At 68.4% G+C, this 25,038-nt stretch carries 20 protein-coding genes; 5 read left to right on the top strand and 15 right to left on the bottom strand.

Features of this window, described 5'->3' with window-relative positions:
- Positions 1 to 129: 129 nt before the first annotated feature.
- The 5 genes from ABFX50_RS36005 to ABFX50_RS35985 form a co-directional block, all read right to left on the bottom strand.
- Entirely contained in the window at positions 130 to 1,125 is a 996-nt protein-coding gene (locus tag ABFX50_RS36005; RefSeq protein ID WP_346152836.1) for an ABC transporter ATP-binding protein, read from the bottom strand.
- Positions 1,122 to 2,195, bottom strand: a complete 1,074-nt coding sequence (locus ABFX50_RS36000; RefSeq protein WP_183649231.1) for an ABC transporter ATP-binding protein — start codon at positions 2,193 to 2,195, stop codon at positions 1,122 to 1,124. Before ABFX50_RS36000 ends, ABFX50_RS36005 begins: the two co-directional genes overlap by 4 nt.
- Positions 2,195 to 3,169: an ABC transporter permease gene (locus ABFX50_RS35995; RefSeq protein WP_183649229.1), complete on the bottom strand. Its 975-nt coding sequence runs from the start codon at positions 3,167 to 3,169 to the stop codon at positions 2,195 to 2,197. The genes ABFX50_RS36000 and ABFX50_RS35995 overlap by 1 nt, the downstream gene beginning before the upstream one ends.
- 14 nt (positions 3,170 to 3,183) lie before the next feature.
- The gene (locus ABFX50_RS35990) at positions 3,184 to 4,626 is read right to left on the bottom strand and encodes an ABC transporter permease (RefSeq protein ID WP_428834718.1); all 1,443 of its coding nucleotides are present in this window, start codon (positions 4,624 to 4,626) and stop codon (positions 3,184 to 3,186) included.
- 266 nt (positions 4,627 to 4,892) lie between these two features.
- Positions 4,893 to 6,638, bottom strand: coding sequence for an ABC transporter family substrate-binding protein (locus ABFX50_RS35985; RefSeq protein WP_346152833.1), 1,746 nt, complete (start codon positions 6,636 to 6,638; stop codon positions 4,893 to 4,895).
- Positions 6,639 to 8,144: 1,506 nt separating this feature from the next.
- Between ABFX50_RS35985 and ABFX50_RS35980 the strand changes: the two genes are divergently transcribed.
- Both ABFX50_RS35980 and ABFX50_RS35975 read left to right on the top strand, forming a co-directional pair.
- Positions 8,145 to 8,915 carry an SAM-dependent methyltransferase gene (locus ABFX50_RS35980; RefSeq protein ID WP_346152831.1) on the top strand — a complete coding sequence of 257 codons (771 nt, stop codon included), beginning with the start codon at positions 8,145 to 8,147 and terminating at the stop codon, positions 8,913 to 8,915.
- Positions 8,916 to 9,237: 322 nt separating this feature from the next.
- The gene (locus ABFX50_RS35975; protein ID WP_346152829.1) at positions 9,238 to 10,185 is read left to right on the top strand and encodes a hypothetical protein; all 948 of its coding nucleotides are present in this window, start codon (positions 9,238 to 9,240) and stop codon (positions 10,183 to 10,185) included.
- A 282-nt stretch (positions 10,186 to 10,467) separates the two neighbouring features.
- Here ABFX50_RS35975 and ABFX50_RS35970 read toward each other — a convergent pair whose 3' ends face one another.
- The 9 genes from ABFX50_RS35970 to ABFX50_RS35930 form a co-directional block, all read right to left on the bottom strand.
- On the bottom strand, positions 10,468 to 11,343 hold the full coding sequence (locus tag ABFX50_RS35970) for a winged helix-turn-helix transcriptional regulator (protein ID WP_346152827.1): 876 nt from the start codon (positions 11,341 to 11,343) through the stop codon (positions 10,468 to 10,470).
- A gap of 39 nt (positions 11,344 to 11,382) precedes the next feature.
- On the bottom strand, positions 11,383 to 12,945 hold the full coding sequence (locus tag ABFX50_RS35965; RefSeq protein WP_346152826.1) for an FAD-dependent monooxygenase: 1,563 nt from the start codon (positions 12,943 to 12,945) through the stop codon (positions 11,383 to 11,385).
- Between the two features lie 103 nt (positions 12,946 to 13,048).
- Entirely contained in the window at positions 13,049 to 13,339 is a 291-nt protein-coding gene (locus ABFX50_RS35960) for an MTH1187 family thiamine-binding protein (protein ID WP_183649205.1), read from the bottom strand.
- Positions 13,340 to 13,392: 53 nt separating this feature from the next.
- Complete coding sequence (locus ABFX50_RS35955) at positions 13,393 to 13,719, bottom strand: hypothetical protein (protein WP_183649202.1); 327 nt, start codon at positions 13,717 to 13,719, stop codon at positions 13,393 to 13,395.
- Positions 13,720 to 13,730: 11 nt separating this feature from the next.
- Positions 13,731 to 14,408, bottom strand: a complete 678-nt coding sequence (locus tag ABFX50_RS35950) for a uracil-DNA glycosylase (RefSeq protein WP_346152825.1) — start codon at positions 14,406 to 14,408, stop codon at positions 13,731 to 13,733.
- A 107-nt stretch (positions 14,409 to 14,515) separates the two neighbouring features.
- Positions 14,516 to 15,391: a carbohydrate ABC transporter permease gene (locus ABFX50_RS35945; RefSeq protein WP_183649196.1), complete on the bottom strand. Its 876-nt coding sequence runs from the start codon at positions 15,389 to 15,391 to the stop codon at positions 14,516 to 14,518.
- Positions 15,391 to 16,956: an ABC transporter permease gene (locus ABFX50_RS35940; RefSeq protein ID WP_428834717.1), complete on the bottom strand. Its 1,566-nt coding sequence runs from the start codon at positions 16,954 to 16,956 to the stop codon at positions 15,391 to 15,393. The genes ABFX50_RS35945 and ABFX50_RS35940 overlap by 1 nt, the downstream gene beginning before the upstream one ends.
- An 11-nt stretch (positions 16,957 to 16,967) precedes the next feature.
- On the bottom strand, positions 16,968 to 18,281 hold the full coding sequence (locus ABFX50_RS35935) for an ABC transporter substrate-binding protein (protein ID WP_346152823.1): 1,314 nt from the start codon (positions 18,279 to 18,281) through the stop codon (positions 16,968 to 16,970).
- A gap of 16 nt (positions 18,282 to 18,297) precedes the next feature.
- Positions 18,298 to 19,515, bottom strand: a complete 1,218-nt coding sequence (locus tag ABFX50_RS35930; protein ID WP_346152822.1) for an ABC transporter substrate-binding protein — start codon at positions 19,513 to 19,515, stop codon at positions 18,298 to 18,300.
- Positions 19,516 to 19,635: 120 nt separating this feature from the next.
- On the opposite strand from ABFX50_RS35930, the gene ABFX50_RS35925 reads away from it, so the two are divergent.
- The 3 genes from ABFX50_RS35925 to ABFX50_RS35915 are packed head-to-tail and all read left to right on the top strand — an operon-like array spanning position 19,636 to position 23,140.
- Positions 19,636 to 20,142 (top strand): PadR family transcriptional regulator, encoded by a 507-nt coding sequence (locus tag ABFX50_RS35925; RefSeq protein WP_183649189.1) that lies wholly within the window; start codon positions 19,636 to 19,638, stop codon positions 20,140 to 20,142.
- Positions 20,139 to 20,870, top strand: coding sequence for an ABC transporter ATP-binding protein (locus ABFX50_RS35920; protein ID WP_346152819.1), 732 nt, complete (start codon positions 20,139 to 20,141; stop codon positions 20,868 to 20,870). Before ABFX50_RS35925 ends, ABFX50_RS35920 begins: the two co-directional genes overlap by 4 nt.
- Positions 20,867 to 23,140 (top strand): ABC transporter permease, encoded by a 2,274-nt coding sequence (locus ABFX50_RS35915; protein WP_346152818.1) that lies wholly within the window; start codon positions 20,867 to 20,869, stop codon positions 23,138 to 23,140. The genes ABFX50_RS35920 and ABFX50_RS35915 overlap by 4 nt, the downstream gene beginning before the upstream one ends.
- Here ABFX50_RS35915 and treS read toward each other — a convergent pair.
- Positions 23,116 to 24,789: a maltose alpha-D-glucosyltransferase gene (treS, locus tag ABFX50_RS35910; RefSeq protein ID WP_346152817.1), complete on the bottom strand. Its 1,674-nt coding sequence runs from the start codon at positions 24,787 to 24,789 to the stop codon at positions 23,116 to 23,118. The genes ABFX50_RS35915 and treS overlap by 25 nt on opposite strands.
- Between the last annotated feature and the right edge of the window lie 249 nt (positions 24,790 to 25,038).

Below are 25,038 nucleotides of genomic sequence, written 5' to 3'. Positions count from 1 at the left end.
AAAACGCTCGGCTGGGAAACCCCAGCCGAGCGTCTCGCTATGCTGCTGGCCGCAGCCAGTTGATCAATCAGTGTTGCGACGACCTCTGGAATTCGCCGAGAACCGGCGGGGGCCCGAGAACCCGGAAGGTCAGACGACCTTGGTGTTGACCTCGGCGAAGTGGCAGGCGACCGGGTGGCCGTTGCCCCTGTCCACCAGCGCGGGCTCCTCCGTGGCGCAGATCTCCTGCGCCTTCCAGCACCGCGTCCTGAACCTGCAGCCGCTCGGCGGGTCCATCGGCGAGGGCACGTCGCCCGTCAGGATGATCCGCTCGCGCTGGCGCTCCTCCTCGGGGTTGGCCGTGGGAGCAGCCGACAGCAGCGCCTGCGTGTAGGGGTGGGCGGGCCTGTCGTACAGGTCGTCACGCGGACCCGTCTCCACGACCTTCCCGAGGTACATCACCGCCACCCTGTCGGAGATGTGCCGCACCACCGACAGGTCGTGGGCGATGAACACGTACGCCAGGCCCAGAGCGTCCTGCAGGTCCTCCAGCAGGTTCACCACTCCGGCCTGCACCGACACGTCCAGCGCCGAAACCGGCTCGTCCAGGATCAGCAGCTTCGGCTCCAGCGCCAGAGCCCTGGCGATGCCGACGCGCTGCCGCTGACCGCCGGAGAACTCGTGCGGGTAGCGGTTGCCGTGCTCGGGCGACAGTCCCACCAGCGACAGCAGCTCGGCCACGCGCTTGGGCCCCGCCTTGCCGTCCCACCGTCCGTGCACCTTCAGCGGCTCGGCGATGATGTCGTTCACCGGCATCTTGGGGTTCAGCGAGGCGTAGGGGTCCTGGAAGACGATCTGCATGTTCTGCCGTACGGCCTGCATCTCCTTGTTCGGCAGGGAGGTGAGCTCCTGGCCTTCGAACTTCACCGAGCCCGAGGTGGGCTTGTGGAGCTGCAGGATGGCGCGGCCCGTCGTCGACTTGCCGCAGCCCGACTCGCCCACCACGCCGAGGGTCTCGCCCTTGTCCACGTGGAGGGAGACGCCGCTGACCGCCTGCACGTGAGTGACGACGCGGCGCATGAGGCCGGTCCCCCTGACGGGGAAGTTCATCACGAGGTCGTTGACCTCGAGCAGTTTCTCGCTCATGGCGTGATCTCGCTGTTCGTGCGGAAGATGGCGGTCGGATCTGCCCTTTCCGCCAGCTTGGGCCAGTGGTGGCAGGCCGCGTAGTGCGCGCCGCCGTCCGTCTCCTCGAGGACGGGCTCCTCGGTGGTGCACACCTCGGTGGCCATGGGGCAGCGGGGGGAGAAGGGGCAGCCCGTGGGCAGGTTGATCAGCGAGGGCGGGGTGCCCTTGATAGGCCGCAGCCTGCCGCCCGAGGTCTCCAGCGAGGGGATGGAGCCGAGCAGACCAGCGGTGTACGGCATCCGCGGCGTGTTGAACACCGGCTCGACGTCACCGACCTCGACCGGCTTGCCCGCGTACATGACCAGCACCCTGTGGGCCATGCCCGCGATCACGCCCAGGTCGTGCGTGATGAGCACGACGGCCGCGTCGACCGCGTCCTTCACCTCGAGCAGCTTCTCGAGGATCTGCGCCTGCACGGTCACGTCGAGAGCCGTGGTCGGCTCGTCGGCGATGATCACGTCGGGGTTGTTGATGATCGCCATGGCGATCATCGCGCGCTGCCGCATGCCGCCGGAGAACTCGTGCGGGTAGGACTTCAGCCTGGCCGCCGCCTGCGGGATGCCGACCAGGTCGAGCATCTCCTTGGCACGCGCCTGCGCCTGCTTGTACGGCACCAGCTCGTGCGCCAGCACGGCCTCGGCCAGCTGGTCGCCGACGGTGTGGACCGGGTTGAGCGCGGTCATCGGGTCCTGGAAGACCATCGCGATCTTCCTGCCCCGCAGGCTCCGCCGCTTGCGCTCGGACATCTTGAGCATGTCGTCGCCGCGGTAGGAGATGGCGCCGCTGATCCTGGCGCTCTTGGGCAGCAGGCCCATGACCGCCATCGAGGAGACCGACTTGCCCGAGCCGGACTCGCCGACGATGCCGAGCACCTCACGCTCGTGCACCGTGTAGGAGACACCGCGCACGGCCTTGACCAGGCCGTCGTCGGTGGGAAAGCTGACCTGGAGGTTCTCGACCTTGAGCACCTCGGTGGTGCCGGGGCGCTTGGCCTCCGACAGCCGCTTGGCGATGTGTACGGAGGTCATCAGTCACGCACCCTGTTCTGTCGGGGGTCGAAGGCGTCGCGCAGGCCGTCCCCGATGAAGTTGACAGACAGCGCGATGGCCACGATGAACAGACCCGGCCACCAGAACAGCCACGGGCGCGTGACCATGGCGTTCTTGTAGTCGCTGATCAGCAGGCCGAGCGAGGTGTCGGGGCTCTTGACGCCGAAGCCGAGGAAGGACAGGGCCGTCTCCAGCAGGATGCCGGAGGAGATGGCGAGCGTGGCGGAGACGATGATCACACCGAGCGTGTTCGGCAGGATGTGCTTGAAGATGATCCGCATCGACGAGGTGCCGACGGCCCTGGCGGCCTCGACGAACTCCTTCTCCCTCAGGGAGAGGAACTCGCCGCGGACCAGGCGGGTGACGCTGGTCCAGGTGATGAGACCCAGCATGATGGCCATGAAGTACGGGCCCAGGTTGCCGGTGGCGCTGCCGACCACCGCGGCGATCACCAGCACGGGGATGGTGATCATCACGTCGGTGAAGCGCATGATGACGGCCTCGATCTTGCCGCGGAAGAAGCCCGCGAGGGCGCCGAGCACGGTGCCGACGGCGGTGGACACCAGGCCGATGGTCAACGCCACGATGATCGAGACCTGCGCGCCGCGCATGGTCATCGCGAAGTAGTCCTTGCCGATGTTGTCCTGGCCGAAGGGGTGCTCGCCCAGGTGCATGCCCGCGCCGCCGAGGAACTCGGGGATGACGCTGAGCGTCGGGCGGCCCCTGTCCACCACGGTGCCCGAGCCGGTCCACGGCTTGTCCCACCAGCCGGGGATCGGGCCGAAGCCGATGGAGCTGAAGGCCAGCAGGAAGACCAGCCCGAACAGGATCATGCCCACGAGGGCGCCGCGGTGGCGGAAGAACCTGCGCCGGACGAGCTGGCCCTGGGTACGGGCGACGATCGTCATGCCCTGGGCGTCGTTCGACGCGGGCGGCTCCGTCTTGATGGTCATCTCGGTCTTCTCCGTCATGACAGCCTGATCCGCGGGTCGAGGTAGGCGTAGGCGATGTCGGCGAGCATGTTCCACACGACGATGGAGGTGCCGGTGACGAGGAAGAAGCCCATGACCGGCATGGGGTCGACCTCCCGCAGCCCGACCTCGAACATCTTGCCCATACCCCGCCAGCCGAAGACCGTCTCGGTGATGACCGCGCCGCCGAAGACGCCGGCGAAGTCGAGGGCGAGGATCGTGGTGATCGGGATCATGCCGTTGCGGAAGGCGTGCTTGATGATGACGGTCCGCTCGGGCAGGCCCTTGGCGCGGGCCGTCCGGACGTAGTCCTGGTTCATCACCTCGAGCATGCTGGCGCGGCTGTAGCGGGAGTGGCTGGCCAGTCCGACCAGGATCAGCGCCAGGGTGGGCAGCATCAGGTGCATGCCAGAGTCGAGCGTGGTCTGCCAGAAGTTGCCGAGGAAGTTCGGGGTCTCGGCGCCGATGGTGGCGACGGGACGGCCCTTGAGCGCCCTGGCGTAGCCGTCCCACGCCTCGAGCAGCCGGTCCATGAAGATCATGGCAGCGACGAACAGGCCGCTGAAGACGGCCAGCGGGATGGCCTGGCGGCGCAGCAGGCCGCCGAACTGCCAGCCGATGGCCGCGCTCACCAGCCCGGCGACGACGAACAGGCCGAGCAGGGTGAGGACGCTGGGGGCGATCAGCATGGGCTGGAGCGGGTAGTAGAGCAGCGCTCCGACGCCCGCCGCGCCCAGCGCCGCGTACATCGGCTGCAGGTGGTCGACACCCGCGACCAGCACGGCGACGCCCGCGGCGGTGGCCAGTCCGACCACCAGGATGAACGGGAAGCCCAGCCCCGGGTCGGCGAACCAGCGGCTCGCGGAGAGCGCGAAGAGGATCACGGCGGTGACGACCAGGCCGATGCCGAAAGCGGTCAGCTTGCCCTTCCTGTCGCCGTTGTAGACCGACGCCCAGATCAGGCCCGCGGCCAGCGCGATGGCCAGGATGACGGGAAGCGGGATGAACGGGTCCCTCAGCCAGTCGTTGAACTCGATCGCCACAAACTGCTTCAGCATCGTCGCGACCCAGAAAACCGGTAGCGAGAAGCAGACGAAGGCTGCGAAGGTGATCCCGTGGTCGAAGCTGCTGTACTGACGGAGCGCGGAGACGATGCCGATCGCGATGCCGATCACTGCGGCCAGCACCGTGGCGACCACCACCAGCTTGAGTGTTGACGCCATGGCGCCGGCGAGCAGCGAGGAGACCGTGGTGCCCGCCTTGTTGACCCCGAGGTCACCCTGGAAGATGCCGGTCAGCCAGGAGAAGTAGCGGACGGGGATGGGCTCGTCAAGGTGCATGGCCGCGATGCGCGCCTCCATCAGCCTGGGAGCGTCGGGGAGCGAGCTCTCGCGCAGGTCGGCGAGCGGGTCTCCCGACAGGGCCACCAGGAAGAACATGATGAAAGTGGCGGCTAGCAGCGTGAGGCTCGATATGGCGAGCCTACGCGCGATGAATACAAGCAATTCCCCGACCTCCTGCAGGTGACGGCTTCCGGGCGCCATGGCGGGGGGTGACCGGGCTCTGGCCGGAAAGCCGGGTCCGCCACGGCGCCTCGTGGGCGCGGCTTCGACTGGCGGATCAACGTTCGACTTGGGTTGTACAGCTCTGACGCGGGGCCGGTCTGGTGACCGTGCCCCGCGTCAGTTATGCGGCTTGGCCGTGCTTACTGAGCAGCCCACTGCTGCATGTTCCAGGTGATGGAGGCCTGGCTCGGGTTGGGCTGGACGTTCTGGATGTTCGAGCTCCAGGCGGACAGAGCCGGCTGCGAGTACAGCGGGATCGTCGCCAGGTCGTCCCAGAGGATCTTCTCGACCTGCTGGATCAGCGGGGCGACCTTCGCGGGGTCGGTCTCCGCGAGGATCTGGTCGGCGAGCTTGTCGTACTCCTTGTTGGAGTAGCAGCCCTTGTTGTTGCCCTTGGCCGAGGGGGTGCACTTCTTGGGCGTCTGGTAGGTGGAGGTCCAGCCGCTGTTCAGCGACGAACCGGCCCAACCGAACAGGGCGATGTCGAAGTTGCCGTTGGCCAGGTCACCGGCGTCGTCGAAGAACTTCTCGCTGCCGGTGTCGGTGACCTCGAAGCCGGCCTGGTCGCAGGAGGCCTTGATCAGCTCGACCACCTGGGTACGGCGGGGGTTCGGCTGGTTGTAGCCGATGTTGACCTTGATCGGGGTCTTGACGCCCGAGTCGGCCACGAGCTTCTTGGCGCCCTCGAGGTCGACGGTGTTGTACTTGTCGGCACCGGCGAACTTGACGGCCTCGGCGTAGCCCGGCTGGAACGGCGCGATGTTGCGGACGTTCATCGGGGCGGCGTTCGGGTTCTGCGGCTTGATCAGGTTGTCCACGATCTGCTGACGCGGGGTGCAGGCCGCGAAGGCCTGGCGCAGCTTGGCGTCCTTGAACGGGCCCTTGTTGAAGTTGAAGTCCAGGTGGTCGTACAGGAACTGCTCACCGGTCTTCACGGTGACGTTCTGCAGCGCCTCGACCTGGGCCAGGATGTCCGGGTTCGACTGCGGCTCGATGATGTTCGTCTCGCCGTTCTGCAGCGCCTGGACCTGCTGGTCCTGGGCGATGAAACGGATGACGATCTTCTCGGTCTTGGCCTTCTCGCCCCAGTACTTCTCGTTGCGGGCCAGGGTGATGGACTGGCCGGGGGAGTAGGAGTCGATCACGTACTGCCCGGAGGACGGGATGAGCGCCTTGTCGGGGAGCTTGCCGTTGAAGATCCAGCCCTTGTTGAAGAACTCGGCGGCCTTCTTGAGCTTGCCGTGGTCCTCGGCCTTGATGGCGTCGAACATCTCCTGCTCGGTGAGCCCACCCTGCTGGGCGACGATGTGCGCCGGCAACTGGACGACAGTGGCCGCTGCCCAGTCACCGAAAGGCGTGGTGTAGTTCAGCGTCACCTCCTTGTCGTCGATCTTGCAGTCCGGCATCTTGATCTTGTCCCACGTGGTCGTGCTGATGTAGCTGAACTCGGGGAACTTGCCTGAGGCGACGGCGTACATGAGCATGACGTCGTCACAGGCGATCGCGTTGCCGTCGGACCACGCCGCGTTCGGGTTGATGCTGTACTTCACCGTCAGCGGTTCGTCGGAGACCTTCTCGTAGCTGCCCATGTCCTTCTCAGGCTGGACCGAGCCGTCAGCGCCGAAGTACCAGAAGTCCGGCTGAATCCGGTTCAGGACGATGTGGTTCTTCGAGGAGTACTCCTCGGCCGTCTCGGCGTTGTAGGAGCTGATCTCCTGCTCGAACGCGTGAGTGATCGTCGAGGCGTTGGCGCCGCTTGCCGGAGCGGAGGGCGCGGTCGACGGGTCGGCGGCGGGTGCGTTATCGGCAGCGCCGCAGGCCGTCAGCAGGATCGCTGCTCCCGTCGCCGCTGCCAGGAACCTTCCGGCCCTGCGTGCAGATGACACGGACGTACTCCTTGGGGGTTGAAACAACAAGCCACTCTTGCGGAGAAATCAAGCATTACTTCGCAAGCGGAGGTAAGGGGTCACAGCAGAGTGTTGCAGACCTGATGCCGTGAGCGTCATGTTCCGTAACAAAGCAGGCCGGAATGGGCGCAAATCACCACATAATCGTTACCTAGGGTGATGGGCTCCAGGATGATGTTCTGTCAAGGCCGCCCACTGTCCACAGGCCCGTTCCGACTCATCCACAGAATCCCGTTCAACGCGCTCACCCGACCCACCCCTGGCCGATCCTGAGGTCCCCGCATCCCTGGAGGATCCCGTGACCCGGCCTCTCACTCCCTTCCCCACTCCCGCCCTCCCTACCCCTCCGACCTCCCAAACCCCTGCCATCCCCACCCCTTCGGCCCCCCGAACCCCCGCCCCACCGCAATCTCGCCCACGGCCCACCCCCGCTCCAGAGCCAACATCGGCAGTACCGCCAACGCCTGACGTGTGGCCGCTTGCAGGGCCAACGCCTGCCCTACCGGCAACGCCTGGCCCACGGCCGGCCCCAGGACCAACGCCTGCCCTAGCGCCAGCGTCGGCTTTGCCGGACTCCACGTCGCGCTCAACCCCCGCGGTACGGTCAACCGCCGCTCCACGCGCCGTGCCCAGGCCCCGCCCAACCGCCGCCCTCCGCTCAGCCTTCGTGGAGCGCCCCGACACCTCCCACCCCGCCGCCGACGGCCCCCACGGGCCCGGCGATGCTTCCTGGGTTGTCGCCGAGGCCTTCCGCGCCGCTGACGGCGTCCCTCGTAGACCTGCCGTTGCTTCCTGGGGAGCCGACCGCGCGCCCTGCAGCGCGCGCGGCGTTCGCGGTGCCGGGGATCGCAGCCGGGTGGACGCCCGGTCCCGCGTGAGCGCCAAGCCCGTGCTGCGGCTCGCGTCGGCCGACGGTGAGGACGTTCGGGGCCGCCACGGTGATGACCCCGAGCTTTGCGCCTCCAGCCCGGTGGTGCCCACGTCCAGCCCCGCGACCCTCTCATCCGGAGTCATCTGGACCAGTTCCTCCGGAGTCATCTGGATCAGAACGACCAGCCCCGCCCCCTCGACCCCGGCCAGAGGCGCGGTGGTCATCCCGCTCCGGCCCCGCCCCTTCGCCGTGTCTCCTCATGAGCCCGACGACCCCGACCGCTCGCCCCCAGGCCCCGCTGCCGTACGGCCTGCCGTACCTGACAGCGCCCCCGGAAACGTCCGGCGGCTCGCGGCCTGAATCCCCGCGAATCCAGCGTTATGGGGACGTTATGGTGCGGTACGCTGACCGCGCCGAGATAGGTGATCCCTTTATCGCGACGTTAGTCCTGATGCGAGGAGGAAAGCTGTGAGCCGGCGAACCAGCCACCGGCCCGCCTGCGCCCACGCGGACTTCATCCCCCGTCCATGTCACGTTTTTGCCCCCAAAATCCCCGTTCGGCGCACTTTTGGACAGAACTGGGCAACTTCGAGCGGCAGATTGGCGATCGCCCGATGACGGACAATCCGCCCGCGGGTATCGACATCTCCACGCCGAACGTCGCACGCATCTACGACTTCATGCTCGGCGGAAAGGACAACTTCGCGGCGGACCGCGAGGCCGCCGAGCAGATCATCAAGGCGTTCCCCGAATCGCGCGAAGGCGTGCAGCTGAACCGGGAGTTCCTCGGCAACGCCGTCCGTCATCTCGCGGGCGAAGCGGGCATCCGCCAGTTCGTCGACATCGGGGCGGGACTGCCCACGCAGAACAACGTCCACCAGGTCGCCCACTCAGTGAACCCCGACGCTCGCGCCGTCTACGTCGACAACGATCCGGTCGTCTGTGTCCACGGACGCGCTCTGCTGGCCAACTCGCCCAACGTCGCCATGGTCGAAAGCGACCTCCGCAAACCCGACGAGATCTGGTCCAGGGTCCTCGAAACCGGCCTCATCAACGGCGACGAACCCGTGGCGGTGCTGCTCGTGGCCGTACTCCACTTCCTCGACGATCCGTACGCCGAGGTCGCCAGGCTCAGGGAGCTGATGGCGCCCGGCAGCCACCTGGTGATCACACACCTGTCGTCGAAGGACGAACGCAGCGGCGACACCGAAACGATGCGTCAGGTGTACTCACGGGCAAGCTCAGGCGTAGTGCCGCGAACCCTCGCGGACATCCAGCGCTTCTTCGGGGACTTCGAACTGCTCGACTCGGGCGACTTCATCTCTCCCCAAGCGCTGGAGCGCTTCGCCGTCCTGGGCTGGGCCGGCGTCGCCCGCAAACCCTGACCCCCACCTCCGCCCCGCAGCTATGCCCCGCCCTTCGCCCCAGTCCCGAGATCCCAAACTTGCCTCTCGGTCCTGACCTCGCTGTCCAAGTGCGTCCCGCAGTTCTGACCACCTTCCGGCCGCGTCCTGCGGGGTTCTGGCCACCTTCCCGCTGTGTCTCGTGGGGTTCGGGTCGTCCTTCGGTTGGGTCTCGCGGGTTCTGGCCACCTTCGGGTTGTGTCTCGCGGGATTGTGACCGCCCTTCGGCTTCGTCCTGCGGGATTGTGACCGCGCTCCAGCTGCGTTCGGGAACGATGGCGGGGAGTCGGACGTCGTAGCCGGTATGACGGATTTCGCGGGGATCGATGACCAGCTGCGGGTGGCCAAGGAGCGCGTACGGCATCTCGAGCACCTGACCCGCCAGCGGGGCGCGCTCACCGGCCAGATCCAGCAGGTACGGCAGGCGATCGTGGACCTGACGCCCCGCCTGGCCGAGGAGGAGCAGGACGTCGTCCGTCTGGAAAGTGGGTTCGTGGGGTTCCTGGCGAAACTGGCAGGCTCGAAGGAGGAACGGCTCGCTCAGGAACGGATCGAGGCCGAGGCCGTCCGGCAGCGATTGCACGGCCACCGCCTCAGGCTGTCGGCGTTGGAGGGCGACCTCGAGGGCATCGACGCGGAGCGGGTGGCGCTGGAGGCGGCGCCAGGGGAGTACGCGAGGCTGCTGGGGGAGAAGGAACGGCTCCTCATCGAGCTCGACGGTGACCCGCGAGGGCGGGACCTCGCTGAGCTGGCGTCGACGTTGGGCGATCTGACCGCCGATCTCCACGAACACGAGGAGGCGCGGAAGGCGGGGATGGCTGCGGGCGCGGAGCTGGCCCACGTTCTCGACCGGTTGAACAGCGCGCGCGGGGCTTCGACGTGGGACATGTTCGGGGGCGGCGTCCTCGCCGACTCCATCGAACGCAACCGACTGCAGCAGGCCGACGAGGCGGCATGGCGGGCGCAGCGGGCGCTGGACGTGTTCGCCAGGGAGCTGGCCGACGTCGGGGTGATGGCCAACCCCCGGTTGCCTGAGGTGGACACGCGGTGGTTCGTGGACACGTTCTTCGACAACATCGTCACGGACGTCATGAAGCACCACCGGATCACCGGCACGCATGACGCGGTGGCGCAGGCGGCCCAGTGGGTGGAGGAGACGGTCGCCTCGATCTCCAGACGGACCGCCGAGCTGTCGTCCGAGTGCGCGCTTCTGCAGGCCCGCAGGGACGAACTCCTCGCCCCCGGTCCCTGACAGAGGCTGCCCGTACGCCAGACCCGCCTTGAAACGTCTCCATCAGGCTGTATCCATGACCTGGATACTGCGCGGAGGGCCGTCCTCTCACGTCCCCAGGGGTGCCGACAGTCCCAAAGACGTCTCCGTCACGCTGTATCCATGACCTGGATACTGCGCGGAGGGACGCCCTCTCACGTCCCCAGGGGTGCCGACAGTCCCACCGGCGGATGTGGCCGGCTGGAGCGGTGGTCGCGTGCAGGTGGTCGGGGGGCGGGGGGAGCCGGGATGAGGTGCCTTGGGTCAGGTGAGGGTGCGGGCGGCTTCGTGGGACTCTGTGACCGCCGCGGGGATGTCCACCACGGGAAAGATCACATGGCGGATCACCCGCTCCGGATCCACCACCAGGATCAGCCGCTTCAGCCGCAGCGTCTGTCCCGACCGGAACGTCGGCAGCCGCAGCGCCGCCGCCAGTCGTAGATCCACATCCGACAGCAGCGGAAAAGGGATCCCCTCCATCTCCGCGAACGCCGCCTGCTCGTCCTGACGTTGCGTGCTGACCCCCCTGATCGCGATCCCGTCCGTCGCGAACCGCGCAGCCGCGTCCCTGAACAGCCGGTTTTCAAGCGTGCAGCCCACCGCTCCCGGCACCTCGTTCCAGCCGGGCGGCAGCGGCGTGGGCACCCCCGTCGCGGGATAGGCGAAGAGCACGGTCGGCAGGGAGGGATCCACCACCTCCAGCTCTCCTCCGCCGCTCGCGGGGAGTCTCAGCGGGTGTGGGATCGCCGTGCCCACGAGCGAGTGGACGCGCTGGGCGGGAGGGCTGTTCGGCAGGGACACCCCCGTGAGCGTCCCGTCGCCGACGATCCAGCGGTCGGCCCAGTCCTGCATCGAGATCAGTACGGGGGCGAGCGCGGCGCCCACCTCGCTGAGCACGTAGTCGTTCCTGACCGGCCCCGACTGGTACGGCCTGCGCTCCAGCACGCCGTGGTCGACGAGGTGCCTGAGCCGTTCGGTCAGGATCTTCCTGGAGATGCCGAGCTCGGTGAGCAGGTCCTCGAAGCGCAGGTGCCCCCGTGCGACCTCCCGGACGATCAGCAGGCTCCACCAGTCGCCGACCACGGCGGCGGCCTGGGCGATCGAGCAGGTGATGTCCTGGTCGCGCAGTTGTCTGGCCATGCCCTTCACCATACTCGGTGAGTCTCCAATAGAGACTTACTAGAGGGCGAGGATCTGGAGGAGGACGCGCTCCAACGTGCCCGCGGGGTCCAGGTCCGCGCCAGGACTGCGCCAGGCGATGAACCCGTCGGGCCGGACGAGGACCGCGCCGCTCTTGCTCACGCCGTACCGCTCCAGCCAGACCTCGTCCACGTCCAGCAGCTCCCCGCCGATCCTGTGCGGCGCCAGGCGGAGCCCGAGCTGGTCCCTCACCGCGCGTCCCGCGTCCACCCACGCCTGCCCGTACGGCCCGGCCAGCAGCACGAATCCCGACCCGAACAGGTCGTGCGTGGAGATCCGCCGCCCGTCCCAGTCGAGCACCACGTGGGCGGCCCTGCCGCCGGGACGTCCGTCGGGGGTGCGCGGGTCCTCCAGCAGCGAGCCGTCCTCGCCGGGTTCGGCGAGGATGGCGAAGGAGTGGTAGCGGTAGCCGAGGAGCGCCGCGAACGGGTCCTCGAGCGGGGCCGGGTAGTCGACGCGCTGGGCGGGCGGCATGCGGAAGCCCAGGTTGGCGAGCTGGGCGTCGGCCGTCAGCTTCCCGATGGGACGGCGCTCGGCGTCGTAGGAGTCGAGGAAACGCGGGCCGGCCTGTCCCGTGATGACCAGCCAGAGCCGCCAGGCCAGGTCGCAGCCGTCCTGCAGCGCGGTGCTGCCGCCCTGGCCGCCTGTCGGGGGCATCGTGTGGGCGGCGTCGCCGGCCAGGAACACCCTGCCCTCCCTGTACCGGTCGGCCAGGACGTGCGCGGTGGGGAAGGTCGCCGTGTCGAGGACGGTGACGTCGAGGTCGGGCACGCCCACGCCCAGCCTGACGAGCTTCTCGCAGTCGGGGTCGGGCTCGCCCTCGTAGGTGACGCCCAGCACGTGCGCGCCGACGCCTGTGCCGGTGATGAAGACGCCGGTGAACTCGGGGCGCTGCAGGTACCAGAGCGTGACCTCGCGCTCGTTGACCAGCGTGCTGAGGTCGGCGTCGAACATGATCGCCTGCAGGTGGTTCAGCACGCCCCTTCCCGAGGTGGGGATGCCGAGCTGGGCGCGAAGCCGGCTGCGGTAGCCGTCGGCGGCGATGACGTAGTCGGCGAGGACGGTCGTCTCGGTCCCGTCCTCGGCGCGGATGAGCGCGGTCACTCCGTCGTCGTCCTGCTCGAGCGAGACGAACTCGGTGGAGAAGCGCAGGTCCGCGCCCAGTTCCTCGGCCTTGGCGCGCAGCACGCGCTCGACCTCCGCCTGTGGCGCCCCGAGGTCGGGAGCGGGCGAGAGGTGCGTGGGGAAGGGCACGGCGCTGGTGTCGAAGAGGATGTTCGGCTCGGGGTCGGTGAGGCTGGAGGCCACGGCGATGCGCATGCTGTCGCCGATGCCCTGCCAGATGCCGGACAGCTCCTTCTCCAGCCCCGGCACCGCACGCAGCAGCTCCATGGCGCGCATGTTGACGCCGAAGGCCTTGGGCTGCAGCGAGGTGCTCGCGTGCCGTTCGACCAGCAGGACGGGGACACCGCGCCAGGCGAGCATGGTGGCGGCGCTGAGCCCCGCGTAGCCGCCGCCGACGATCAGGACAGGTACTCTCATCGTTCCGCCCTTCGAGATATGTCGCGTCAAGCATCAAGATATGACGCGTTCTCGAGGACAGTCAAGATATGTCGCGTCTGTGCCGCCCGCGGGGCGTCACGCCCTACCGGAGGTGGGCTTCCAGGCGTTCGACCTTGCCGGTCATGCCGTCAGTGACGCCGGGCCGTACATCGGCCTTGAGCACCAGGCTGACGCGGGGAGCGACCTCGGCCACCGCCTCCACCGCACGCTTGAGCACGTCCATCACCTCGTCCCACTCGCCTTCGACGGTGGTGAACATGGCGTCGGTGTGGTTGGGCAGTCCGCTGTCGCGCACCACCTTGACGGCGCGCGCGACAGGCTCGGAGACACCCTCGCCGACTCCCAGCGGGGTGATGGAGAAAGCAACGATCATGCTTCGATCCTAGGGCGGTGGGTGGGAGCGCGGGCTCCCACCCACCCCGAGCGTCAGTGGTCGTGACCCTCGTGGTCGTCCTCGTCCTCGTCACTGGGCCCGTCGGAGGGCTCGACGCCCAGCACGGCCTCCCGCGGCTCGACCTCCTGGACGTGCTCGATCAGGGACAGCACGTGGTCGGGCTCGATCAGCCACTGGAGGGCGGTCGCGCCCGTCTCGTCGGAACTCACCAGCTCGGCCTGCTCCTTGCGCTCGTCCTCGTCGAGGTCGGCGTCAGGGTGCCGGATCTCGGCGAGGGCGGCCGCCTGCAGGGCGGCGACGTCCAGCACCTCGACGGTCAGCTCGACCGTGAGGCGGAGGAACTTTTCTTCATCACTCATGGGAAAAGAGCCTAGGGCAGCTTCCACTCGACAGGTGTCGCGCCTTGCTGGATGAGCAGTTCATTGGCGCGGCTGAAGGGCCGTGAGCCGAAGAAACCGCTGCGGGCCGACAGCGGGGAAGGGTGCGCGGACTCGATGCGCGGCACGCTGCCGAGCATCGGGGCGAGGTTGCGCGCGTCGCGGCCCCAGAGGATGGCCACCATCGGCTTGTCGCGGGCGACGAGGGCGTGGATGGCCTGCTCGGTGACCTCCTCCCAGCCCTTGCCCCGGTGGGAGGCCGGCTTGCCCGGCATGACGGTCAGCACCCTGTTGAGCAGCAGGACGCCCTGCTCGGCCCAGGGGGTCAGGTCGCCGTTGGAGGGCATGGGCAGGCCGAGATCGCTCTCCATCTCCTTGTAGATGTTGCGCAGGCTGCCGGGCAGCGGGCGCACGTCGGGGGCCACGGAGAAGGACAGCCCGACGGGGTGTCCTGGCGTGGGGTAGGGGTCCTGGCCGACGATCAGCACCTTGACCTCGTCAAAGGGCTGGTTGAAGGCGCGCAGGACGTGGGCTCCGGAGGGGAGGTACTGCCTGCCCTCGGCGATCTCGTTCCGGAGGAACTCGCCCATGAGGGAGATCCGTTCGGCGACGGGCTCGAGGGCGCTCGCCCATCCGGATTCGACTACTTCGTGTAGGGGACGACCGGCCATGGTCATGCACCCTATCGATCAGAGCGAGCGGGGCGCACGCCGTCCAGAAAAGATCACAAAGGGGGACCGGGCGCCCGCCTGCCGCCGCGAGACGGGCGCCCAGTGGATCACTTGACCGAGCCGGCCATCATGCCCTGCACGAAGTAGCGCTGGAAGGCGAAGAACAGGACCAGCGGGATGATCAGCGACAGGAAGGCTCCGGGCGCGATGATGTCCACGTTGGTGCCGAACTGCCGCATCTGCGACTGCAGGGCCTTGGTCATCGGCTGGTTCGACGCGTCGGCGAAGACCAGGGCGATGAGCAGGTCGTTCCACACCCACAGGAACTGGAAGATGCCCAGTGACGCGATCGCGGGCTTGCCGAGCGGGAACACCACCGTCGAGAAGATCTTCCACTCCGACGCGCCGTCCATCCTGGCCGCCTCGAGCAGCGAGGCGGGGATGCCGACGAAGAAGTTGCGGAGCAGGAAGATCGCGAAGGGGAGCCCGAAGGCGACGTGGAAGAGGACCACGCCGGGAATCGTGCCGAAGATCCCGGCCTGGCCGTACAGCGTGGCGATCGGGATCAGCGCGATCTGGATCGGCACGATCAGCAGGCCGACGACGACAAGGAACAGCGGGTCGCGTCCCTTGAAGTCCATCCAGGCGAAGGCGTAGGCGGCCATCGCCGCGATGCCGATCACCAGGATCGTGGTGGGCACCGTGATCATGACGGTGTTCCAGAAGGAGGCCGAGAAGCCGGTCGCCAGCAGGCTGGCGTAGTTGCTGAGAGTCAGCTCGGCGGGCTTGGTGAAGATCGTCCACCAGCCCTCGGCGTTGTTCGCGGTCTCGTCTCGCATCGAGACCACCAGCAGGCCGAGCGTCGGCACCAGCCAGAACAGGCCGATCAGGATCATCAGCACCTGGACGGCGCCGCTGCCGAGACGGTCGACGATCCTGCTGAGCGGGCCTCGTTTCACCGTTCCCGCCTGGACGTCAGCCATCACTGCTCCCTCCTGAACCGGCGGATGTTCATGATCATGAACGGCAGGACCAGGATGAGCAGGAAGATCGCCAACGCGCTGCCGAGTCCCTGGTTGTTCCCGCCGCCGAAGGAGACTCGCCACATCTCCAGCGCGATCACGTTCGCGTTCGGCTGCACCGAGCCTGGCGCGATGATGAAGACCAGGTCGAAGACCTTCAGCGTATTGATGATCATCGTGACGAACACGACGAGCAGCACGGGGGAGAGCAGCGGCACGGTGATCTTCCTGAAGACCTGCCACTCGGTCGCGCCGTCGATGCGCGCCGCCTCCAGCGCGTCACGCGGGATGGCCGACAGGCCCGCCGCGATCAGCACCATCGCGAAGCCCGCCCACACCCAGACGAACGCGCCGATGATGGCGGGCGTGATCAGGGTGGGCCCGAGCCAGGTCAGGCCGTTGAAGGGCGCCTCGAAGTTCGACTGCGGCAGCCGTACCGTGTAGGAGCCCTGCGCGAGCCCGTCGAAACGGAAGGTCCCGTCGGCTGCCGTCGTGGTGGTGGCCGCGACCTGACCGCCGCTGACCGCCTCCACCGTCACCCCCGGCAGGCCCTTCTCCGTGCCGTCGACCTCGCCTGCCTTGCCGCCGCCTCCCGCGGTGAAGTCGAGCCACACCGTGCCGGTGAGGCCGTCGCCCGCGGCGGGCTTGGCCGTCTGCGCGTCGGAGGGAACGGCCTCGGGCTTGAGCCCGACCAGCGGGATCAGCACCGGCTGGCCCGCCTGCGCGGGCTGCTTGGTGACGACCGTGTCGCCCTGCGCCGTGACGGGCGAGGTGTCGTTCTCCCTCGGCCGCGCCCCCTCCAGGCCGCCACCGGAGGAGAACACCCCGGAGATGGTGGACATGATCGCGTTGGCCGCGCCGCGGTCGGGGTCCTCCTCGTAGACGAGGCGGAAGATGACGCCCGCGGCCAGCAGTGAGACGGCCATCGGCATGAACACGATCAGCTTGAACGCGGTGGCCCACTTGATGCGCTCGGTGAGCACCGCGAAGATCAGGCCCAGCGTGGTGACCAGGATCGGGCCCACGATCACCCAGATGAGGTTGTTCCTGATCGTGGTGAGCGTGCCGGAGTCGGTGAAGATCGTGCCGAAGTTCTCCAGGCCGACGAACTGGGTGCCCGTGGCGTCGTAGAGGCTACGGAAGATCGAGTAGATGATCGGGTAGATCACCCAGATGCCCAGCAGCAGCATCGCGGGGAGCACGAAGAACCAGGCCACCGCGGCGGAGGGGCCCAGCCTGTTCTTGCCGGGCGCCGGCGCCACGGTGGGCGCGGCCCCTCCCGCCGTCGCCAGCTCGGGTTCCTCCGAGGCGGCGGTCCTGCGGGTGCCCGCGCCCGATGTGGCGCCCTCAGCGGAGGAGGCCGCGGCGCGGGCGGGGTCGGCGGAGTCGGAGGTGTGGGCGGGGTCGGGATTGTCCGCGGAGGCGGAGCCCGAAGTCGCCGTCTGGGGGGTGGGTTCTGGCCCGGGGGAGGACCCGCGCGACACCTCGTCGCGCGGGTCGGTCGGGCCGTTCAACCGGTCGGTCACGGCCTCGCCCCTTACTTCCAGGCCTTGGCGGCCTCGGTCTCCAGGGCCTTGGCGGCTGCCTTGGCGTCGGACGGGTCGCGCAGGAAGTCCTGCAGGACCTTCCACTCGCCCTTGCCGTCGGTTCCGCCGAAGGCGCTCGGCGCGAGGTCGGACATGTCGTATCGGACCGTCTCGCCGGCGGAGATGATGGTCTGCGCCAGCTGCTTGGTCAGCTCGCTCGGGTAGTTGTCAGGCGAGACGTTGCGGTTCGGCGACAGGTAGCCGGGCAGCTTCGCCCACACCTCGCCGCCCTCCTTGGAGGCGAGGAACTCCAGCAGCGCCATCGCGCCGGGGGAGTCCTTCAGCGCCACGGCGATGTCGCCGCCCAGCACGACGGGAGCGGTGTCGCCGACCTTCGGGAAGGGGAAGATCTTCGCGGACTCGCCGATCTTCGCGCCGGACTGGGTGGCGGAGGCGGCCACGAAGTCGGCCTCGATGACCATCGCGCCCTTGTCCTGGCCGTACACCTGGGTCACGCAGGTCGGGAAGTCGGTCTGCAGGGCGCCGGTGTTGCCGCCGACCATGTAGTCCTTCTTGCCGAAGATGCCGGCCATCTTCTCCAGCGCGGTCACCACGGAGGCGTCGGTCCAGGGGATCTCGTGCTTGGCGAGCTGGTCGTACTTCTCGGGGCCCGCGGTCGAGAGGTAGACGTTCTCGAACAGGTCGGTGAGCGTCCAGCCGGAGGCGCCGCACAGCGAGAACGGCGGGGTGCCGGAGTCGGAGACCGCCTGCGCGGTCTTCATCAGCTCGTCCCAGGTGGTCGGGGCCTGCACGCCGGCGTCGGTGAACGCGGCGTCGCGGTACCAGATGATCGACTTGTGCGCGGCCTTGACGAGCACGCCGTACACCTGGCCGCCCGCGGAGCCGAGCTCCTTCCAGTACGGGGTGTAGTTGTCGTCGATCTGCTTCTGGACCTCGGCGGTGAGGGGCTTGAGCGCCTTCTGGTCGGCGTACTGCTGCACCAGACCTGGCTGGGGCAGGATCGCCACGTCGGGCGGGCTGCCACCCTGGATGCGCGGGCCGAGGTAGGCGCCGGTGTCCTCACCTGTGGAGGCGTAGGTGACCTGGGCGCCGGTCTTCTCCTGGAAGGCCTTGAGCACCGCCTCGAAGTTGGTCTGCTCCTCGCCCGTCCACTTGGCGGCGACCTCGATCTTCACCCCCTCCAGCGTCTTCTTGGCGGGGGCGGCCGAGCTGGCGGCGCCCGTCTCCTGGGGGGTGGTGCTCGGCGCGTTGCCGCACGCGGCGATGGCTACGGCGAGCCCCGCCAGAACAACTGCTTTTCGCATGATGCCTGACCTCGAATCACTGGGTTGCGACGATCTCGGCCAACTCCGCTTTCATGGAGGCGGCCACGTCATCGGTGGACTGGTCGTAGGGCGGGCTGAGCGCTTTGGAGACCGCACTCGCGACCACCAGGCTCAACTGGTTGTAGTTGGCGCTCACCGGCCGAGGCTTGGCCGCGAGAATGCTCTCTTTGAGCACCGGCAGGTAAGGGAAACGCTTGATCAGCGCAGGGTCGTCGTAGAGCTCTGCCCAGACGGGAGGGAAGGACCCTTCCGTCAGGACGCGGCGCTCGTTCTCCAGGCTGGTGAAGTACTTGATGAACTCCTGGGCGGTGTTCTGCCGCTTGGAGTAGGCGCTGATCGCCAGGTTGGCGCCGCCCAGTGAGCTCGATCCTGGCCCGTCGAGGCCCGGCAGCCTGGTCACCGCGAACTTGCCCGCCACCTTGGACTGGGTGGCGGGGCCGTACGCGTGGGGCCAGTTGCGGGCGAAGACGAGCTGGCCGTTCTGGAAGGCGAGCCTCGACTCCTCCTCCTTGTAGTTCAGGGCCTGCGGGGGGATCCATCCCTCGCGCAGCCCCTGGGTGAAGAAGTCGAGAGCCTGCTTGGCCTTGGCCTGGTCGAGGTCGGGGAGCGTGCCGCCCGCCGACTGCACGGCCTCGGCGAAGTTGACGGTGAGTCCTTCGTAGGCGGCCAGCTGGCCCGCATAGCCGCCTATGTCGTGCTTCTTGGTTGCCGAAAGAGCCTGGGAGCGAAGCTGGGCCCAGGTCGTGGGCGGCTTCTTCACCAGGTCCTTGCGGTAGTAGAGAAGCCCTGCGTTGCTGGTGTACGGCACTGCCCAGAGCTTGCCCTTGTAGACCGCGGTGTCGACGACGGGCGGCAGGAACCTGTCGAGCGGGAAGCTCCCGCGCTCCAGGGGGATGATCCAGCCGTTGTCGGCGAACTCCGCCGTCCAGACCACGTCGAGTCCGAGCACGTCGTAGCGGTCGCTCCTGGCCTGCAGGTTGGCCACCAGCTGTGCTCGCTGCTCGTCGGCCGCCTCAGGCAGCTCGAGCAGCGTCACCTTCTGCGCGGGATGCGCCTTGTTCCACCGGTCCAGCAGGGGTTGCAGGTAGCCGGTGGTGTCGCGTCCCGTGGCGAAGGTGATCGGACCCGTGGGGTCCTCGCCGCCCTCTTCCGTCGCCGCCGCGCATCCGGCCACCAGGAGCGCGAGCAGCATCACGGACAGGGGGCGGAACACGTGACCTCCAAATTTCTACCGGATTACATTCGTGTTAGGTAGATGCATTCATGTTATGCACAGCGCTAATCTGAACGTCAACGGATATCTCCGTAACGAGCCCGTAACGAGGAGGTGGGCGTGCGGCTGCACCTGCTGGCGCTCCTCGCGAAGGAACCTGCCCACGGCTACGAACTCAAGCAGGCCCTCGAGCAAACCTTCGGCAGCGCCTACCCTTCGCCCAACATCGGCCAGATCTATGTGACGCTCGGCCGGCTGGAGAAGGACGGGCTGGTCAGAGCCGTCGACGTCGAACAGTCCAACAGACCCAACAAGAAGGTCTACTATCTGACGGGCAAGGGCCGCGACGCGCTCACCGACTGGGTGGACGAGCCCACGGAGGGTCCGAGGGTGCGCGACGAGTTCTTCATGAAACTCGTCCTCGCTCCGCTGACCGGCATCGCCGACCGGATGGCACTGATCAACCGCCAGCGCCGTCACTACCTCGCGCTGATGCGCGACCTCAACGAACTCGCCGAGCGGACCGATCAGGGGAATCAGGTCGCGCTTCTGCTGATCGAGGGAGCCATGCTGCACCTGCAGGCCGATCTCGACTGGCTCGAACGCTGCCAGGAGGACCTCGCGTGACCGTGCTCAGAACGGTGAACCTCGTCAAGATCTACCAGAACAAGCACGTGCCCGTGCCGGCCGTCAGGGGGGTGGACCTGGTCGTCGACGAGGGCGAGTTCGTCGCGGTCATGGGCCCTTCGGGCTCGGGGAAGTCGACCCTCCTGCACATGCTCGGCGGGCTCGACATCCGCACCAGCGGCGAGATCTGGCTCGACGGCCAGCGCGCCGACACCCTCTCCGAGAGCGCGTGGGCGCTGCTGAGGCGCAAGAAGATCGGCTTCGTCTTCCAGTTCTTCAACCTGGTCGCCAGCATGACCGTGGCCGACAACGTCGAGCTGCCTGCGCTGCTGGCGGGGGTCTCCTCCAAGGAGGCCAGGGCGCGCAGGGAGTACCTCCTCGACGCGCTGAGCCTCACCGAGCGGGCCGACGCCGCGCCCGCGCAGCTGTCGGGCGGCGAGCAGCAGCGCGTCGCCCTCGCCCGCGCGCTGGCCAACAAGCCGGCCCTGCTGCTGGCCGACGAGCCCACGGGCAACCTCGACAGCCGCAACACCCGCGACGTGCTGCGGCTGCTGAGCGAGGTGCACCGCGACGGCCAGACGATCGTCCTGGTCACCCATGATGCCAGGGTCGCCAGCCTGGCCGACAGGGTGGTCTCGCTGCTGGACGGCCAGATCGTCGACGACGGAAGGATCGCCCGCAGGCGTCCCGGCAGGGGCGGCGCGGGGGAGGTCATCGACCTGCGATGAGAGCCGGAGCCCGATGGATCAGGGCCGACCTGCGGGCCAGGCGCGGCCAGGCCGTCCTCACCGTGGCGACCATCGCCGCGATCGTGGCCGCGCTGATCACCGCCGCCACACTGCTCGAGGACAGCACCAACCCGTGGCGGGGCCTGTTCTCCCAGACCAACGGCGCGCACCTGTGGGTCCACACCAAGGACAGGCCGCAGGTCGTCGCGCTCAGGGAGATCGACGGCGTCACGCAGGCGGCGGGGCCGTACCGCACGGCGCCCGTGACGCTGCTGGAAGAGGGCAGGAAGGCGCCCGCCGCGCTGCGCGCGATGCCGGTGACGCCGCCCGAGGTGGCCAGACCCGTCGTCGCGGAGGGCGGCTGGCTGACCTCCTCGCAGCCCGACGGCGCGGTCGTCGAGCGCTCCTTCGCCAGGGCGCTCGGCCTCGGCGTGGGCAGCCCCGTGAACGTGACCGCGCTCAGCGGCGCCCGCCACGTGCTGTACGTGCGCGGCATCGCCGACTCCGCCGACCAGGGCTTCTACCCCGAGTGGACGCCAGGCCTGATCTGGGTGCTGCCGGAGAAGCTCGACAGGATCGAGCCCGAGCTCGGCCGCAGCGAATGGGTGACGGGCCTGCGCCTGGCCGACCCCGAGTCCACCCAGTTCGTCTCCCAGCGCGTGGTCGTGATGCTCGACGAGGAGGTGCAGCGCGTCTACACCTGGCGCGAGGTGCGCGACGCGATGGAGCTCGACAACAGGCTCCTCGGCACCCTGCTCGCGCTGTTCGGCATCGTCGGCCTGGTGGCCGCCGCGCTCGCGCTGGCCAACGCGGCGGGCGGGCGGGTCCTCTCCCAGCTGCGTGACCTGGCCACGCTGAAGTCCATGGGCTTCACCCGCGGCCAGGTGGCCGGGCTGCTGCTCGTCGAGCACGGCGCGCTGGGCCTGCTGGGCATCGCCCTCGGCGTCCTGCCGGGGTGGCTGGTGACCTGGCTGGTGCTCGACAGGACCGCCGTCGCCCTGGTGCCTCTGGTGGCGATCACGGCCGGCACCGCGCTGGTGGTGCTGGTGGCCGTCGGGCTGCCCGCCTGGCGCGGCAGCCGCACCCCGCCCATCCCCGCGGCGCCCTCGGCGCCGCCGCGCGGCCACCTGTCCAGGCTGGCCAAGCTGGCCCTGCTGGTACGGCTGCCGCCCGCGCTCGTCCTGGGCGCCCGCGACGCCTTCAGCAGGCGGGTGCCCGCCTTCCTGACCACGTTCGGGCTCGCGGTGCCGATGATGATGATCACCATCGGGCTCGGCGTCTGGGCCACGCTCGACAACTTCCTCGCCCATCCCGAGCAGGTGGGCCAGCACGCCCAGCTGCTGGTCCGCCCGGTCAAGCTGACACCCGAGGAGGCGAAGCGCGCGGCCCAGCTCGACCCTGGCGTGCGCGAGGTCTATCCGGGCGCCGACGTCGACGCGCTGGTTCCCGGCGTGGCCAGGTCCATCAGGGTGCGCGCGATCGGCGGCTCGGGCGCGCCCTACCCCTTCCCCGTGGCCGAGGGCCGGATGTACGCCGACAGGGGCGAGGCCGTCGCGGGGCAGGGGCTGCTCGACCTGCTCAAGGTGAAGATCGGCGACAGGGTGTGGCTGTCGGTCGGCGGCACCCCGCTGATCGTGCGCATCGTCGGCAGGACCGTCGAGCCCGACCTCGACGGGCAGGTGCTGTCGCTCGGCGTCGACAGTCTCGCGGCCAAGGACGTGGTGCCGCCCGAGTTCTGGGGCCTGGCGCTGAAGAAGGGCGCCGACCCCGCCGACGTGCGCGACAGGCTGCTGACCGCGTCGGGGGAGGGGCTGGAGATCCAGCGCGTGGTCAACCCCGCCGAACGACTGTCGATCATCAGGGCGGTCATCGTCGCGCTGATCGTCGTGCTGGCGCTGATCGGCCTGGCCAACCTGCTGACCGCCAGCGCGCTGGGGCTGCGTGACCACGCCCTCGACCTGGCGGTGCTGAAGGCGATGGGGCTGACCCCGCGCCAGGTCATGGCCACGCTCGTCACCGGCACGGGTGTGCTCGTGGTGCTGGGCGTCGTCCTGGGCACCGCGGCGGGTTCCTTCGTCGTGACGAGCCTGATCGACCTGCAGGGCCACACCAGCGGCGTGGGCGCGGGCATCGGCAGGCCGCCCTCGGCCCTGACGCTGACCGTGGCCGTCACCGTGGCAGTGGGCGCGGCCCTCGCGGTGGCGCTGCTTCCAGCGCGCCGCGCGGCCCGCGCCCAGCTGGGAACCTACGGCTTCAGCGCGAACCAGTAGAAGCCGTGACCCGGCAGGGTCAGCAGGTACGGCAGGCTGCCGATCACGGGGAACGGCACCCCGCCCCTGGCCTCGACCGGGGTCATGCCCTCGAACCTGCGCAGGTCGAGCTCCACCGGCTGGGGGAACTTCGACAGGTTGTTCACGCACAGCATCAGGTCGTCGCCCTCTTCACGGGTGAAGGTGAGGACGGCGGGATTGGACGACCACATCTCGGTGTACGCGCCGGTGCCGAAGACCGGGTGGTGGCGGCGGATCTGCAGCATGTTGCGGGTGAAGTGCAGCAGCGACGACTGGCTCTTCTGCTGCGCCTCCACGTTGACCGCCTGGAAGCCGTAGATCGGGTCCATGACCGTCGGCAGGTAGAGCCTGCCGGGGTCGGCGGTGGAGAAGCCCGCGTTGCGGTCGGGGCTCCACTGCATCGGCGTGCGGACCGAGTCGCGGTCCTCCAGCCAGATGTTGTCGCCCATGCCGATCTCGTCGCCGTAGTACATGACGGGCGAGCCGGGCAGGCTCAGCAGCAGCGCGGTGAACAGCTCGATCCTGTCACGGTCGTTGTCGAGCAACGGCGCCAGACGCCGCCTGATGCCGAGGTAGGCGCGCATGCGCGGGTCCTTGGCGTACTCCGAGTGCATGTAGTCGCGCTCTTCCTCGGTCACCGTCTCGAGCGTCAGCTCGTCGTGGTTGCGGAGGAAGATGCCCCACTGCGCGTTCTCGGGCAGCTTCGGCGTGCGCGACATGATCTCCGAGATCGGCTCGCGCGTCTCCTTCTTGACCGCCATGTAGATGCGCGGCATCAGCGGGAAGTGGAAGGCCATGTGGCACTCGTCGCCGCCCGTGGTGGGGTCGCCGAAGTACTCGACGACGTCCTCGGGCCAGCCGTTGGCCTCGGCCAGCAGCACCCTGTCGGGGTAGAGGCGGTCGACCTCGGCGCGCACCTTCTTCAGGTAGGCGTGGGTCTCGGCCAGCCCGCTGCAGCTGGTGCCCTCCCTCTCGAACAGGTACGGCACGGCGTCGAGCCTGAACCCGTCGATGCCGAGGTCCAGCCAGAACCTCAGCACCTCCAGCATGGCGTCCTGAACGGCGGGGTTGTCGTAGTTCAGGTCAGGCTGGTGGTGGAAGAAGCGGTGCCAGTAGTACTGCTTGCGGATCGGGTCGTAGGTCCAGTTCGACTCCTCGGCGCCCACGAAGATGATCGGCGCGTCGGGGTAGCCCGTCGGTTCGTCCGCCCACACGTAGAAGTCGCCGTAGGGCCCCTCGGGATCGTGCCGCGAAGCCTGGAACCACGGGTGCATGTCGCTGGTGTGGTTCATCACCAGGTCGGTGATGATGCGGATGCCACGCGCGTGCGCCGACTCGATGAGCTGCACGAAGTCACCGAGATCACCGAAATCCGGCAGGATCTTCCCGTAGTCCGAGATGTCGTAGCCGCCGTCACGCAGGGGGGACTCGTACAGCGGCAGCAGCCAGAGGCAGTCGACGCCGAGCCACTCCAGGTAGTCGAGTTTCTCGATGAGACCACGGAGGTCTCCGGTCCCGTCGCCGTTGGAGTCCTTGAACCCCCGGACGAGCACCTCGTAGAACACCGCCCGCTTGTACCAGCGTGGATCGGCCGAGACAAAGGTCTCGCTGACCGATGGGTTGTTCATATGACGCTCACAGAAGGAGATGTGGGCAGGACGAAGTCACCGGATGCCCCGGTGTGTTGTGTGGTGACCGCGCCGCTGGAGTCGTCATCCCTGCGAACCCCAGGCCCTGCCGGAACCAGATCTGTGACCTGGAGGCTCCGGTTGTATGCGGCGCTTTTCAATGAAAAACGTGCAGCTCGGAGGCCCTGAGGGCCGAAAGCAGCGTACGTTTTTTCATTGGTACGGGCCGAACACTACCAGCCCGGGGGA

The organism is Nonomuraea recticatena, assembly GCF_039533245.1.
GTDB classification, from domain to species: Bacteria; Actinomycetota; Actinomycetes; order Streptosporangiales; family Streptosporangiaceae; genus Nonomuraea; species Nonomuraea roseola.
This window is presented reverse-complemented; position numbering and strand designations above follow the sequence as displayed.